The following is a 14,733-nucleotide window of genomic DNA, read 5'->3' as shown; positions in this document are numbered from 1 at the left end:
TTACCCACTTACCGAGCCGGACAATACGGTTTTTCCATCACGTTCAATGTTATAACTACCAGTTTGTCCACTCTTTAAATTAAATACTAAAGTTTGTGTTGTGTCTTGTGAAATGCTCATTGTTTTGTAAACAGTATTGATATTGTGTGTTGCATCACCAAGATAAATCGTAATCGTGTTGCTACTATCACTAGAATCATATGGAATGGTTACATCCTTAGTGACAGGATTAGTTGTAGCTGACGAATCATTATTGCTGTCATTGTCACTTTGATTCTTATCATCATCACTTGTATCAGGGTTTTTACCTTTAGAAATGACAACTGAAAGTGTATCACCTTGACTTATAACACTTCCTGGCTCAGGACTCTGACTGATCATAACTCCATCTTCAATGGTATCAGAATAATCATATGAAACATTTAATGTTGCACCAATTTCACTGGCATAATCTTGAATACTCTTCAAGTTATACCCAGATAAATCCCTTACCTTAGTTACTTTATGTTTGATTGTTGGCGTCTTGGCCAATGTCAAAGTGAGTGACTTATTCTTGGTTACAACTTTTTTACCAGCTTTAATGCTCTGATTCATAATAACGCCTGCTTCGTATTCGCTGCTGGATTTATACTTAACTTTTACGGTAAATCCACGTTTCTTAAGATTATCTGATACATCATCGTAATCTTTACCGATAAGCTTTGGCATCTTATAGTAAGTCGCTCCTAAACTAACGACTAGATTAACTTTGGCACCATTTTTAAGCTTCAAACTTTTAGCAGGAATCGACTTAATAACATGACCTGCTTCAACGTCATCGTTATTTTCTTTAGAGATATTTCCAACGTTCAAATTGGAACCCTTTAACATCACATCTGCTTGTTTGACCGTTAAATTGCGAAGATCTGGAACTGTTGTCTCTTCGTTACTCTTAACAACCATGAAAACCAACAACAGAATCAATGCAATTGGAATTAACGTTAATAAAATAATATTTCGTTTCTTATTACTTTTCTTCTTTTTCTTTGGTACTTCTTTTTCTTTATCTTCATTACCAGCAAGTGGTGCTTCACCAATTACCTTTGTTTCACCCAAATCATCTAATGGGATAGGAACAAACTTCGGCTCATTAGCACGTTCTGGTAATAAACATGTATCTAAATCTTCACACATCTCACGAACTGATTGATATCTCTGATCTGGATCCTTAGCTGTAGCCTTCAAAACTGCATTCTCAAGCGGTTGAGGAATATTAGGATCAATTGCTCTAAGGTCCGGTATATCTTCCTTAGAATGCTTAAGAGCAACTGACACAGCCGTATCTCCAGTGAAGGGTACATGTTGAGTCAACAGTTCGAATAAAATAATTCCCAACGCATAAATATCGGATAGAACTGTAGCAGACTTACCTCTGATTTGTTCTGGAGACATATAGTGAACTGAACCAAGCAGCGAGTTAGTTCTCGTTATTGATCTATCACTTAGCGCCAAAGCAATTCCAAAGTCCGAAACTTTTACTTGTATCGGACTTTTTGCCGTGTCCACCAAAATATTCTCTGGTTTCAAATCACGATGAATAATTCCGTGATCATGGGCATCAGCAACAGCCAGACAAATCTGTTCCATAATATCTACAACTTCATGATATGCAATTGGAAAATGTGTCTTAATATATTTTTTCAAGTTAGGGCCATCAACATATTCGATTACGATATATTGAATCCCGTTATCAGTGCCAACGTCCAAAACGTTAACAATATTCGGATTAGAGAGACCGCTAGTAGCCTTGGCTTCACGTCCAAATCTCCTTCTGACAGATTCATCATCTTGAAGATCATATCTTAAAGCTTTTACTGCAACTTTACGATTCAGTTTCGTGTCATTAGCTAAGTAAACATTAGCCATTCCACCTTCACCAAGAGTACCTAGAATCTCATATCGACCACCAACTAGGTAACCTTTGTCCATCTACTCTTGACCTCCATTCTTAGAGGCAAAAAGTAGAGCTGTGATATTATCACGACCACCAGCTTCATTGGCTTTATCAATCAAAATATGGCATTTGGACTCTAATCCAATTTTTTGAGAGAGAACTTCTTTGATTTCATCATCTGAAACCATATTAGTTAATCCATCTGTACACAACAAAATAATAGAATCGTCAATTACATCAAAATTCTTAACTCGTGGTTGTACCGTCTGAGATACACCCAAGGTTTGTGTAATGATATTCTTCTGTGGATGATTTTCAGCTTCTTCAGGACTAATTTGACCAGTTTCCAATAATTCATGAACAAGTGAATGATCCACGCTAAGTTGATCAAGCTCATCATCATGAAAGACATAACAACGTGAGTCACCAACGTTAACGACCATCATCTTATTTTCAACGAAGAAAACTCCAACCATAGTGGTTCCCATACCATTCAAATCGTCAAATTGGTTTGAGACTGAAACGATACGGTCATTTTCTTTACTGATTTCCTTAATGATCCATTCACGCAGATCTTCCAGATCAGTAATTTCTGATTCTTCAAAGTTATGTCCAAGATGAGAGACCGCCATATCAGAGGCAACATCACCACCACGGTGGCCACCCATCCCATCGGCAACAATACCGAAGACGATTCCCTTTTTGTTTTTAAAGACATTTACATAGTCTTGGTTGTTCTCTCGCAATTTTCCTACATCAGTTAATAACGCATAGTCCATATTTCTAAACCTTACCTCATTAGTTTTTTCGTTTAAATGCGGCTACAAAGAATCCGTCAGTAAAGTAGTCGCTAGGCAACAACTTTAAGACACCGTCATTTACATTTTTATCTAGAGATTCTTCATGTTTAACAGGAACTAATTCATAATTCTCGTGTGCATCCAAGAACTTCATTACAACATCTTCGTTCTCTTCAGCATCAAATGTACATGTACTAAATACCAGTTGTCCGCCAACTTTTAATAGCCCAGTGATACTATCCAAAATCTGAAGCTGAATTCTTTGAAGATTCAATAGATCCTCTGGTTCTCTGAAGTACTTCAATTCTGGTTTACGACGAATTAGACCTAACCCAGAACAAGGTGCATCTACTAAAATACGATCAAATTCTGAATCGAACTCATCTTTAGCTTTACGTGCATCGAGAGCTCTTGTTTGTATTATATCGCCGTAGCCTAATCTTTGCCCGTTTTCACGGATTAATTTTGTTTTTGGCTTGTGAATATCAAGTGCCATAACAGAACCAGTAGTTAAATAACTTGCAATGTGAGTCGTCTTACCACCTGGGGCTGCACAAGTATCAAGAACTGTACTATCTGGTTGAATATCCAAAGCGGGAGCAACTAGCATTGAACTTTCATCTTGAATAGTGAACAATCCCTCACGGAATTCTTCTGTGTCAACTAAATTACCACTATGACAAGTTAATCCCACTGGTGATATCAAGCTTGGCTTCATTTCAAAACCTTGTTCTGACAGTTTATCAGTTAATTCATCAGGTGTGATTTTATTAGTATTTACACGAATTGAAATATGTGATGGTTGATTAATTGTTTCAAGAACAGTTTTTGCTTTCTTTAGACCTTGTTGCTTGATCAACATATCAACTAACCATTCAGGAGTACTGAACTTAATACTCAACGCCTTAACTGAATCACCCTTTGGCATTGGACGAACTCCATGACGTTGATAATTTCTCAATACTGCAGTAACCAAGTTACCCAACCCTTGATTACCATTGAACTTGGCAATTTCTACTGACTCATTCAATACCGCGTGATCAGGAATTTTATCCAGATATTGCATCTGGTAAATGGCTGACATAAGTAACGATTTAACCCAATAATCCAAGTTCTTACCAGTAATATAAGGCTGTAATTGATATTCCAATGTCAACTTATGCTGAAGAACACCATAGACAATATTTGTCATTAATCGAGAATCAGCGTCTGACAAATCTGCTTTCTTCAAAATATTATTTATTTCAATATTTGAATATGCCTTATTTTTTAGAACTCTAGTTAATGCTTCTACGGCTAATGCACGTAAATTATTATTCATTTATGTTGACCACTTTCTGTCCTTTTTCTAGGTTCTTACCTAAACCATTCATATAACTTGCGATATCCATAATCTTTTTACCAGCAGGCTGAATATTCTTGATTGATAATCCTTTGCCGTCACCAGCTACAATCACAAGTTTTTTCTTTCCAGTCTCAAATACAGTTCCTGCATCCTGATCAGTCACTATATCAACAACTTCACTCTTGTAGAACTTAGTCCTTTGACCATTAAACATTGACCAGGCACCAGGGTCAGGACTTAAAGCACGTATCTGATTAAAGATTTGTTGTGCAGGTTCGTTAAAGTTCAATTCTTCTTGTTCCTTTGAAATAGTTGGTGAAAATACTACCTTATCTTCATCCTGCTTGATGGGGTGAATATCACCACTCAAGATCTTTGGAATTGTATCCAGCAATAATTCACGGCCAACAACGGAGAGCTTCTCAAATAACGAACCATTATCATCGCTATCTTCAATTGGCAATTTTTCTTGGCTAATAATATCTCCAGCATCCATTGCCTTCACCATGTACATAATTGTTACACCAGTTTCCTTGTCTCCATTCAATAGAGAATATTGGATTGGTGCCCCGCCACGATACTTAGGCAACAATGAACCATGAACATTAATTGCTGCGACCTTGGCTGATTCAAGAAATGATGTTGGTAAAAATTGTCCGTACGCTGCGGTGATGATCAAATCAGCCTGAATATCTTTTAATTCTGCCACTTCTGGACTCCCAGAAAGTTTGGCTGGCTGATACAATTTGATGTTTTCATCTTCGGCAATTAATTTGACTGGGCTTTTTTGCAACTTTTGCTTTCTTCCAACTGGCTTATCAGGTTGTGTAACAACAGCTACTACATTGTATTGTTCTTTGATTAGCCCCTTTAGAACTGTTGCAGCAAAATCAGGTGTTCCTAAAAATATAACATTCGTCATATATGCTTTCCCTCACTTAATCAATATGTTGCGGTTCATTATCAATCGCAATAGTAAATCCCTTTTTTGTATCCGCTTGAGTATCATTCAAAATATCCAATAATTTTTGATGAAGTTGCGGCTCATGTTTATATTTTACAATAACTTGATAATAATATTTGTTTTGTTTACGAGAAATCATTGTTGGACTTGGTCCTAACAAGATTGCGTGATCAGATAATGCCGCTTGTAATTGACGCTTAAGCCAGTATCCTTGCTTCAAAGCCTGACCCTCGTCTTTATGAGCAACACTTATTAAAGTCGTAAAATAATATGGCGTGTAATTAGATTGATGGCGAAGATACATTTCCTGATTATAAAAAGTTTCATAATCCTGTTTCGCAGCATCCTTAATCGCATAATGATCAGGATTATATGTCTGAATGATCACATGTCCCTCTTTATCGGCACGTCCGGCACGTCCACTAACTTGAGTTAACAACTGAAATGTACGTTCACTTGCACGATAATCGGCAATACTCAAAGTAGTATCAGCATTGATGACACCAACAAGTGTAACATCTGGAAAGTCTAATCCCTTAGCAATCATCTGCGTTCCCAGCAATATATCGGCCTTGTGTTGCCCAAATGCCTTAATTATTTTGGCATGTCCACCTTTACGTCTCGTGGTATCAACATCCATTCTCAAAACTCTAGCTTGTGGCAGGATTTCATTTAATTGATGTTCAATATTTTGTGTACCTGTACCATAAAAGCCAATTTTTTTACTTTTACAATTGGGACAAACCGTTGGTACTGGCTCTTCATGTCCACAATAATGACACTTCATTTTAGAAAGGTCCTTGTGATATGTAAGAGAAACATCACAGTTGGGGCACTTCAGAGTGAATCCACATTCACGACACATCATAAATGAGGAGTACCCACGACGATTGAGTAATACAATTGCCTGTTCGCCCCGTTTCACTGCACGATATAAATTATCTTGCAGTAATGGAGAAATATCTCCTTTAACAGCTGAATTTTCAGCATCCCTCATATCAATAATCTGCACATGTGGTAGTGGATGTTCATTAACACGCTTTTTCATATAGATTAAATGATAAACGCCTTTTTGTGCACGTGCACGAGATTCTAGACTTGGAGTCGCACTACCTAGTACAACTGGACACTTGTGATATTTTGCCCTCCAGAGAGCTACATCACGAGCATGATAGCGTGGATTATCGTCTTGTTTATAACTTGCTTCATGCTCTTCATCGATAATGATCAATCCAATATTCTTCAATGGTGCAAAGACAGCACTTCTGGCACCAACAACAACTTGAACGCTACCATTTTCAATTCTGGTCCACTCATCATACCGTTCGCCGCTGGACAATCCACTATGCAAAACAGCCACTTTATTACCGAATCTACCAGTAACACGATTGACCATCTGAGGGGTTAATGAGATCTCTGGAACAAGCATCAACGCTGATTTGCCTTGATTCAACGCCTGTTCAATTGCTTGTAAATAAACTTCAGTCTTACCACTGCCGGTAACACCTTCAATTAGGAATGTATCTGGTTGTGACTTGTCAATTGAATCATTTATTCGATCGACAGCTTTTTGTTGTTCATCAGTTAATTCAAGCTTAGTAGTTTTTTCAGGTGTAATTCCAACGGGTTTTCTACGTTTGGTGATTTCAATAGTTTCCAAAATTCCATTTTTTTCAGCTATCTTAATTGCAGCACGAGAGATACCCTCATTAGCTTCCAGCTCACTCATTTCAATCGGTAAATTATCTAGGTTATCAATTAAATAGTTTATTAGCTTAACTTGTGCTTTTGCATTACTACGTAACTCATTTTTCTTCTCATGAAGTTGAATATTATTCAAATTGGTAGTTACTGCTTGCCTTTTTAACTGTTTAGCTTGATTTTCTACTACATACTCAATTTCAATTTTATTCTGTCTTCTTAAACGATTTATCTTTTGAACTATCTCATCAGATAACTGTGATGAGATTTCCAATGTAATATCATCACCCAATAATTCTTTGACTTCTGGATCATTTTCATAATCAGGAGCTGCTTCAACAAATTGCTTATATTTGGCCCTCATGACACTCGGTAGCATGGTTTGCAAACATGAAATCTGGAATGAGTACGTTTGATCCGCCAACCAATACGACAGATCCAGCATTTCTGAAGTTAAAACCGGACGTAAATCAATAACTCTATCAATGGGTTTGAGTTTCCCGGAAAAACTGCTAGTATCCTTTACTTTCATAACAAAGCCTTGTATTTTTCGCTTTCCTCGTCCAAAAGGAACTTCGACACGCATGCCAGGTACGATAACATCTTCCAAGGTATCTGGTATTGCATACTCAAATGGACGGTTTGTTTGCATTGTTGGTACATCAACGACAACTTCAGCAACTGTCATAACTTCTCACACCACCTTTTAATAATAAAAAAACCTCCACCATCATCTTGCGACAATCAGTGAAGGATATATTGATCTAGTCTTCTTCTTTTTTCTCTTCTTCAATCTTTTCAGCTTCTTTTTCAAGAAGGATTGATTTAGGATCGATTTCAATTTTGTCATCGGCAATTTCTTCAAATGCTTTACCAATAGTTCTTGGTGATTCATACTTGCTCAACAACTCAATGTCACCATTCTCTAATTCATGTGCTCTCTTAGCTGCTAAAACTGCTAGTGAGTAACGTGAGTCCACTCTGTCTAATAACTTATCGATTGATGGATAAATAATCATATTATCATTCTCCTATTATTTTTTTGTATTTGTCAATTACTCGTGGCACTCTTAAGTGTTCACTTCTAATTATACCTTCAATTTTTTTGACCGCATTAGGTATTTTATCATTAACTACGGCATAGTCATAATTTGACATCATTTCGATTTCTCGCTTGGCTTGTTCCATACGTTTGTCGATTGTCTTAATATCATCGGTTCCACGGTGTGTAATACGGCGACGCAAACTAGGAAGATCAGGTGGAGTTAAGAAAATAAATACTCCATCCGGCATCTTTTCACGTACTTGCATTGCACCATTGACTTCGATTTCTAGTAAAACATCGATCCCAGCATCTAACTTCTCATTAACATACTTCAATGGAGTTCCATAATAATGATCAACATACTTTGCATACTCTAGCATACCATCATTGGCAATTTCTTCTTCAAATTCCTCATTTGTTCGGAAATAATAATCGACCCCATCCACTTCACCAGGTCTCATATTACGAGTAGTCATTGAAACTGAGTAATCAAATCTAATTGATGATTTCTTTAACATCGCTTTTCTAACAGTTCCTTTTCCTACTCCAGATGGACCTGATAATACGATTAACATTCCCCTTGCTGACATTTAGCTATCCCTACTTATCTAATTATTATGATATCTATAATGCAATAAATTCATTGTGTTTTCAAGGCTTTGCGCGTGTTCACCAAAAAAATAGTTAAGAAAAATTAAAATATAGTTGCTTAAACGAACAAGGGTTCGTATAATAAAGACACAAACAAGCGTTCGGGGGTTTCTAAAATGCAAGTAAAACAATCACATCTAAACAATACCTTGGCTCAAACAATTATCAATAATACAGCAACGTTCATTGATCGTAATTTTGACTTCAAGTTAGGTACCATTAATAGCAACGACCTAATACAAATGCCTCATAAGCAACTGGATTTCTTCGCTGAACAAAGCTTCCAAAATCAATACTTTATTATTGTAACTATGGTAAACGATGAACAGTTTGATGGCAAGTTGATTAAACGGATTAATAAGAATAAATATGTCCTAAAATCCAGCAATTCTTTCTACAAAATTATTGAATTAGCTCAAATCAAATCCATTAATCTAGTCTAATCTCTTCTGCTCACCTTGTGCCAGCTCAAGCAATTCTTGAGCATGTTCCTTGGTCAAGTCAGTAACCTTAGTACCTGCCAGCATCAATGAAATAGCATCGATTCTCTCATGATCATCAAGTAACGAAACTGAAGTTTGAGTTTTGTTCTTGATGGTCTTTTTTTCGATTTGAAATTGAAGGTCACTCATTGCAGCAACCTGTGGTAAATGAGTAATACATAAAACCTGCACTGCTTGAGCAACTTTATATATTTTATCACCAATCGCTTGAGCAACACGTCCACTAACACCTGTGTCTATCTCATCAAAGATTATTGTTTCAACATTCATCTTTTCAGCAATTATAGCCTCAAAGGCAAGGATAACACGTGATAACTCACCACCAGATGCAACTTTTGCCAATGGTTTGAAGTCTTCCCCGACATTGGTTTTTAAGTTAAATCTAATTTGATCAATACCTTTTTCGGTTATGGAATCTTCATTTAAAGTTTTAAAGCCAACATCAAAACGGGCATTTTTCATATACAATTCTTTTAACTGATAATTAATGGATTTCTCCAAAGTTGCAGCAACTAGATGGCGCTCATCAGATAGCTGTTTACCAAGATCCATTAATTGACTAAGATCTTTTTGAATATTTTCTTGTAGCTTTTCTTCTGTCGAATCGTCTATATCAATCTTTGATAATTCATCATGAGCATCGATACCAAATTTGATAACCTCATCTAGTGAAGGACCATACTTCTTCTTCAAATTATCCAGTGTTATCAAGCGCTTCTGTATTTCATCCAAGCGTTCCTCATCAAAGTCTAATCCGTCTAACTGATCTGAAATAGTCGACATATCATCCTGAACTTGATAGTATGCTCCGCTTATAGAATCATATAATTCTTTGTAAACCTTATCATACTCACTAATGTCATCTAGTTGTTCTCGAACGTTACCAAGTGTATCAACAACCCCAATACCACTCTCAGACAAAATCTGATAGCTTTCCTGTAGTGCAGTACTGATCTTTTCAAAATTGGCTAGATGATTTTTTTCTTCTTCAAGCGTATCATCTTCACCTTTTTTAATCTGGGCACTGTCAATTTCTTCTATTTGAAATTTCAGCATATCAATTCTTTGAGCTAGGTTCTGCGAATCTTTTTGAATCGCACGCAATCTAGCCTTTTTTGACTGATAATCTGCGAAAATAACTTGATATTGTTCCAACAGGTTTTCTAACTTTTCATCCGCATATCTATCCAAAATATCAATATGATTATCCTCATCGAGTAGTTCTTGTTGTTGATTTTGTCCATGTATCTCAACTAAATACTTCCCAATTTCCTTGAGAGTATTGGTATTTACTAATTCATCATTTAATCGGCAGACATTTCTGCCACGTCGATTAATTTCACGTTTGACAATAATGGACTTGTCAGAATGATTGATTCCATATTTATCCATTATAGCAAAAACAGGACTACCTGAATTGACTTCAAATAATCCTTGTACCTTTAAGCTATCTTTGCCGGTTCGAATAAAATCCACAGATGACCGACTACCAACCAAGAGACCTAAAGCATCGATGATAATCGATTTACCCGCACCAGTCTCACCAGTTAATGCAGTCATTCCACTTTTAAAATCAATTTGTAACTCGCTAATAATAGCAAAATTATTAATTATTAATTCTTTCAGCATTTATTTTTTCACCTATTTGTTCAAACTTGAATAAGCAGCTTCCATGGTATCACTAATTGAAACAGTGTCGAGGATTTCGCCTGCCTGTTCATTTTCGGGCTTTTGAATATGCATTAGGAATTCGATATTACCTTCTCCACCCTTAATCGGTGAAAAATCCAATCCACTAACAATAAATCCTGTTTCTTTGGCAAAATTTAAAATCTTTTCAAGAACCATCTTGTGTACTTTGTGATCTCTAACGATTCCATGCTTACCAACATTCTCGGGACCAGCTTCAAACTGCGGTTTAATCAAACAAGCAGCCTCAGAACCGGGAAGGATAATATTAAACATTGGTGGCAATATCAACTCCAGTGAAATAAATGAAACATCTGTCATAGCAAATTCAGGTAGACCTTCGTGAAAGTCCTCAGGCTTGCTGTAACGGAAATTAACTCGTTCCATAACAACTACACGATCATCACTACGAAGCTTCCATGCAAGCTGATTATATCCAACGTCGAGCGCATAAACCATCTTGGCACCATTTTGCAAAGCAACATCAGTAAATCCGCCGGTTGATGAACCAATATCAAGACAAATCTTATCTTTCAAATCAATATCAAATGATTCAACTGCCTTCTCTAATTTGTATCCACCACGACTTACATACTTACTATGTGCACCTTGAACAACGTGAAGAATCGTATCTGGATCAATCTTTTCGCCTGGTTTATCGTATCGTAAATTATCTTGATTATAGACTTCACCCGCCATGATCGAACGTTTAGCCTGCTCACGTGATTCAAATAGGTTTTGTTCAACTAATAAAACATCTACCCTTTTTTTTGCCAATCTTTTCACCCAATCCTTGCCTTTAAATCATTATTTAAAATAATTCAAAAAACTTACCATCAAATTTTTATCAAACTTTTGTTCTTTTAAAACCGCATTCAGTGCATCTTTAACCAAATTACGAAGTCTGTCCTCAGTTGCATCTTTACCAATCAAATTTGGGAATGTATTTTTGTCCTCATCTTCAGCAGTTCCATAATCGTCAAGGTCATCCTTAACTTGAAAAGCCAAACCGACTTTATTCGCATAATCAACCAAATTTTTAGATAAATCATGGTCAGCGCAAAAAGCTCCAATTGTAATAGAAACAACAATCAAATCCGCAGTTTTTTGGCGGTGCAATTCAGTTAACTCTGCTTCTGTTAATTGCCTGTCCTCTTTGGTAATGTCCGTCATTTGTCCCGCGACCATTCCCATTGGACCAGCATTATGAGCTAATATTCTAACCGCAGCCATTCGCTTGCTAGTATCAAGATTAGATTTTGCAATCCAATAAAACGCTTGTGTCAACAGACCATCGCCAGCTAAGACAGCTGGACCAGTTCCAAATTTCTTATGGTTCGACAATTTACCACGACGATAATCATCATTATCCATCTCTGGAAGATCATCGTGAATCAACGAATATGTATGAATTAATTCGATTGCTCCAGCAATGTCAAAATAATCGGATAAATTTTCACGTTTAACACCACACGAGTATACTACTGCCAGCATAAGCATAGGACGGACACGTTTACCGCCAGCATTAACTGAATAAAGCATCGCATCTCGCAAAGTTGGTTGCTTGATTTCTGAGGCTATTTTATCATTTAAAAATTTATTAAATTCGGGTAATAATTCTTCATGAAATTCAGTAAAGTCTTTTATATCCATGACTATTCCTTACCTTCGGTCTTATCATCCGTCAAATTTTCTTCACTGCCATCAGTTTGCATTATTTTTGTAACAGTATTTTCAGCATTACTCAATGTCTTTTCCAAACTCTTACTCAATGCAACACCCTTTTTAAACTTTTCCATGGCTTCTTCCAACGGAACATCACCAGTTTCGAGATTGGTTACTATTTGTTCCAAGTCCGCCAAATTTTCTTCAAAAGTTTTTTTCTTCTCAGCCATCATTTATCCTCGCTTATATCCTGAGTCACTAAGGTAACAGTACCATCAATGACTTTCAAACTGACTTCTTCGTTAATTTTATAATCACTAGTATTCTTCAATATTTTATGATTTTCATTAGTTGGAATTGCGTATCCTCGGCTCAAAGTTTTTAGTGGACTCAGAGAATCTAATGCCGAGACAGTACTTCCAAATTTGTTTTTCTTATAATTTATTATTTGTCTAACAGAAGTTAACATTTCCTGAGTCAGATTATTAACCGTTGTGTCGTAATAATGCAATTTCTCGCGTGGTGAACTTCTAACCAAACGATTTTCTTGATCATATAACAACTGCTTATTATTGTAGATCGTATTTTGCAAAGTTTGATGCAACTTACTAGTCAGCGTATCAACATTTTGCATATATACCTGATAAATTCGTTCAGGATGTTGCAACATCGCGTTTTGTGAATAATTGTTGACCTTATCACGATAATTCTGAATAATCTTATTCTCTGCATTATAAATTCTGGTATTCAAATCTTGCAAATGAAGCAATACATCACGCAATACCGGAGTTGCCAACTCCGCCGCAGCTGTTGGCGTTGCTGCACGTAAATCCGCAACCATATCCGCTATAGTGGTATCTGTTTCATGACCAACTGATGAGATTATTGGTATCTGACTAGAAACAATTGCTTGGGCTACTATTTCTTCATTAAATGGCCACAAGTCCTCAATCGATCCACCACCACGACCAATGATAATTGTATCAAAATTACCCATTTCATTGATCCGCTTCAATTGTTTAACAATAGTTGGTGCTGCTTCGTCGCCCTGAACCTGTGCTGGAAATAGTACCAACTGAGCAATCGGGTATCTTCTAGCAACGGTCGTCATAATATCGTGAATAACGGCTCCCGATTGACTAGTTACAACCGCAATCCTTTTTGGAAACTTAGGTATTTCCTTCTTAGGCAGGTCAAATACGCCTTGCTGAGCAAGCTTCTTCTTCAATTGTTCTAGCGCTAAATACAATGCACCTAAACCATCCGGTTCCATTGATTCAACATATATTTGATAAGTACCACTTGGCTCATACAGCGATATTCTGCCCCGTACAAGTACCTTCATACCCTCTTCAGGAACAAACTTCACTTTACTAAAAGCCGACTTGAACATAATTGCCGAAATTTTGGCTTTATTATCCTTTAAAGAAAAGTACTGATGTGAATTAGGTCGAGGGCGAAAATTGGAAATTTCACCCATCAAATAAACGTGTCCCAAATAAGGATCCACGTCAAATTTTCGTTTCAAATACTGTGTTAAAGCAGTTACTGTTAAATACTGAGAATTATCCTTTTGATCCATTTATTCTTTTTGCTCTTTCTTCGGCTAAAACAATCGTCATATCCATTAACGAAGTAATTGTCATTGGACCAACACCACCGGGAACAGGAGAGATCATGCTAACTTTGTCTTTTACATCATCAAAATCAACATCCCCACACAATTTACCATTTTCATCATGATTCATACCTACATCAACAACCACTGCACCTTGTTTGATGTAATTGGCCTTGATGAACTTGGGATCACCGATTGCTACAACTAAGACATCAGCTTTACTAGCAATCTCAGGTAAATTCTTGGTAAATATATGAGAAATGGTTACAGTGGCATTGCGTTCCAAAAGTAATGCTGCTACTGGTTTCCCTACAATATTGCTACGACCAATAACTACAGCATTCTTACCTTTCAATGGAACATTATAATAATCAAGCATCTTGATGATACCATCAGCGGTTGCTGGTTTGATTGTTGAATCACCGATCCACAAATTACCAACGTTGATTGGAGAGAATCCATCAACATCTTTTTTAGGATCAATCGCTTGAATGACTTTGTCTTCATCGATTTGATCTGGTAATGGTAATTGTACTATAAATCCATCTATAGTTTCATCATGATTTAATTCATCAATTTTATTTAGGATCTCTGTTTCTGTTACGGTTTCTTCATAATGAATCAGTTGAAAATTAAAGCCTAATTTTTCCGCACGGCGTTTCTTATTTCTAACGTATACAGAACTTGCACCGTTACTACCTACTAGTATAACAGCTAATCCTGGCGTAACATCCTGTTCCTTTAATGCTGCAACACGCTTTGACATTGATTCGTCTAATGCACTAGCTACTCTTTTTCCGTCTAATAATTTCATTTATA

Annotated in this window: 14 protein-coding genes; 1 reads left to right on the top strand and 13 read right to left on the bottom strand. The window is 36.6% G+C overall.

Features of this window, described 5'->3' with window-relative positions:
• The 7 genes from pknB to gmk form a co-directional block, all read right to left on the bottom strand.
• Positions 1-1,968, bottom strand: a complete 1,968-nt coding sequence (gene pknB / locus EKM66_RS01795) for a Stk1 family PASTA domain-containing Ser/Thr kinase (RefSeq protein WP_125761084.1) — start codon at positions 1,966-1,968, stop codon at positions 1-3.
• Positions 1,969-2,712 (bottom strand): Stp1/IreP family PP2C-type Ser/Thr phosphatase, encoded by a 744-nt coding sequence (locus EKM66_RS01790; RefSeq protein ID WP_125761082.1) that lies wholly within the window; start codon positions 2,710-2,712, stop codon positions 1,969-1,971.
• A gap of 19 nt (positions 2,713-2,731) precedes the next feature.
• The gene (gene rsmB, locus EKM66_RS01785) at positions 2,732-4,054 is read right to left on the bottom strand and encodes a 16S rRNA (cytosine(967)-C(5))-methyltransferase RsmB (RefSeq protein WP_125761080.1); all 1,323 of its coding nucleotides are present in this window, start codon (positions 4,052-4,054) and stop codon (positions 2,732-2,734) included.
• A complete protein-coding gene (gene fmt, locus EKM66_RS01780) occupies positions 4,047-5,000 on the bottom strand; it encodes a methionyl-tRNA formyltransferase (protein ID WP_125761078.1) in 954 nt (317 codons plus the stop codon). The genes rsmB and fmt overlap by 8 nt, the downstream gene beginning before the upstream one ends.
• Before the next feature lie 16 nt (positions 5,001-5,016).
• Complete coding sequence (gene priA / locus EKM66_RS01775) at positions 5,017-7,431, bottom strand: primosomal protein N' (protein ID WP_125761076.1); 2,415 nt, start codon at positions 7,429-7,431, stop codon at positions 5,017-5,019.
• Positions 7,432-7,507: 76 nt separating this feature from the next.
• The gene (rpoZ, locus tag EKM66_RS01770) at positions 7,508-7,762 is read right to left on the bottom strand and encodes a DNA-directed RNA polymerase subunit omega (RefSeq protein WP_076616101.1); all 255 of its coding nucleotides are present in this window, start codon (positions 7,760-7,762) and stop codon (positions 7,508-7,510) included.
• A gap of 4 nt (positions 7,763-7,766) precedes the next feature.
• Positions 7,767-8,378: a guanylate kinase gene (gene gmk / locus EKM66_RS01765; protein ID WP_125761074.1), complete on the bottom strand. Its 612-nt coding sequence runs from the start codon at positions 8,376-8,378 to the stop codon at positions 7,767-7,769.
• 177 nt (positions 8,379-8,555) lie between these two features.
• On the opposite strand from gmk, the gene EKM66_RS01760 reads away from it, so the two are divergent.
• Entirely contained in the window at positions 8,556-8,882 is a 327-nt protein-coding gene (locus EKM66_RS01760; protein ID WP_125761072.1) for a hypothetical protein, read from the top strand.
• Here the strand turns inward: EKM66_RS01760 and recN are convergent.
• The 6 genes from recN to EKM66_RS01730 are packed head-to-tail and all read right to left on the bottom strand — an operon-like array spanning position 8,874 to position 14,728.
• On the bottom strand, positions 8,874-10,571 hold the full coding sequence (recN, locus tag EKM66_RS01755) for a DNA repair protein RecN (protein ID WP_125761070.1): 1,698 nt from the start codon (positions 10,569-10,571) through the stop codon (positions 8,874-8,876). The genes EKM66_RS01760 and recN overlap by 9 nt on opposite strands.
• A 12-nt stretch (positions 10,572-10,583) precedes the next feature.
• Entirely contained in the window at positions 10,584-11,417 is an 834-nt protein-coding gene (locus EKM66_RS01750; protein WP_191988024.1) for a TlyA family RNA methyltransferase, read from the bottom strand.
• 21 nt (positions 11,418-11,438) lie between these two features.
• Positions 11,439-12,284 (bottom strand): polyprenyl synthetase family protein, encoded by an 846-nt coding sequence (locus EKM66_RS01745; protein WP_125761065.1) that lies wholly within the window; start codon positions 12,282-12,284, stop codon positions 11,439-11,441.
• A gap of 2 nt (positions 12,285-12,286) precedes the next feature.
• Complete coding sequence (locus tag EKM66_RS01740) at positions 12,287-12,526, bottom strand: exodeoxyribonuclease VII small subunit (RefSeq protein ID WP_125761063.1); 240 nt, start codon at positions 12,524-12,526, stop codon at positions 12,287-12,289.
• Positions 12,526-13,878 (bottom strand): exodeoxyribonuclease VII large subunit, encoded by a 1,353-nt coding sequence (gene xseA / locus EKM66_RS01735; RefSeq protein WP_125761061.1) that lies wholly within the window; start codon positions 13,876-13,878, stop codon positions 12,526-12,528. Before xseA ends, EKM66_RS01740 begins: the two co-directional genes overlap by 1 nt.
• Positions 13,862-14,728: a bifunctional 5,10-methylenetetrahydrofolate dehydrogenase/5,10-methenyltetrahydrofolate cyclohydrolase gene (locus EKM66_RS01730; RefSeq protein WP_125761059.1), complete on the bottom strand. Its 867-nt coding sequence runs from the start codon at positions 14,726-14,728 to the stop codon at positions 13,862-13,864. The genes xseA and EKM66_RS01730 overlap by 17 nt, the downstream gene beginning before the upstream one ends.
• Positions 14,729-14,733 lie beyond the last annotated feature (5 nt).

Origin of the sequence: Companilactobacillus hulinensis (assembly GCF_003946555.1) — a bacterium.
Taxonomy (GTDB): domain Bacteria; phylum Bacillota; class Bacilli; order Lactobacillales; family Lactobacillaceae; genus Companilactobacillus; species Companilactobacillus hulinensis.
The sequence above is the reverse complement of the archived record's forward strand: the minus strand, read 5'-3'. Positions and strand labels throughout refer to the sequence as shown.

What these genes read in the sequence shown, in the direction of transcription:
- pknB (WP_125761084.1), bottom strand. Translation starts at nt 1,968, where the DNA reads ATGGACAAAGGTTACCTAGTTGGTGGTCGATATGAGATTCTAGGTACT.
- EKM66_RS01790 (WP_125761082.1), bottom strand. Translation starts at nt 2,712, where the DNA reads ATGGACTATGCGTTATTAACTGATGTAGGAAAATTGCGAGAGAACAAC.
- rsmB (WP_125761080.1), bottom strand. Translation starts at nt 4,054, where the DNA reads ATGAATAATAATTTACGTGCATTAGCCGTAGAAGCATTAACTAGAGTT.
- fmt (WP_125761078.1), bottom strand. Translation starts at nt 5,000, where the DNA reads ATGACGAATGTTATATTTTTAGGAACACCTGATTTTGCTGCAACAGTT.
- priA (WP_125761076.1), bottom strand. Translation starts at nt 7,431, where the DNA reads ATGACAGTTGCTGAAGTTGTCGTTGATGTACCAACAATGCAAACAAAC.
- rpoZ (WP_076616101.1), bottom strand. Translation starts at nt 7,762, where the DNA reads ATGATTATTTATCCATCAATCGATAAGTTATTAGACAGAGTGGACTCA.
- gmk (WP_125761074.1), bottom strand. Translation starts at nt 8,378, where the DNA reads ATGTCAGCAAGGGGAATGTTAATCGTATTATCAGGTCCATCTGGAGTA.
- EKM66_RS01760 (WP_125761072.1), top strand. Translation starts at nt 8,556, where the DNA reads ATGCAAGTAAAACAATCACATCTAAACAATACCTTGGCTCAAACAATT.
- recN (WP_125761070.1), bottom strand. Translation starts at nt 10,571, where the DNA reads ATGCTGAAAGAATTAATAATTAATAATTTTGCTATTATTAGCGAGTTA.
- EKM66_RS01745 (WP_125761065.1), bottom strand. Translation starts at nt 12,284, where the DNA reads ATGGATATAAAAGACTTTACTGAATTTCATGAAGAATTATTACCCGAA.
- EKM66_RS01740 (WP_125761063.1), bottom strand. Translation starts at nt 12,526, where the DNA reads ATGGCTGAGAAGAAAAAAACTTTTGAAGAAAATTTGGCGGACTTGGAA.
- xseA (WP_125761061.1), bottom strand. Translation starts at nt 13,878, where the DNA reads ATGGATCAAAAGGATAATTCTCAGTATTTAACAGTAACTGCTTTAACA.
- EKM66_RS01730 (WP_125761059.1), bottom strand. Translation starts at nt 14,728, where the DNA reads ATGAAATTATTAGACGGAAAAAGAGTAGCTAGTGCATTAGACGAATCA.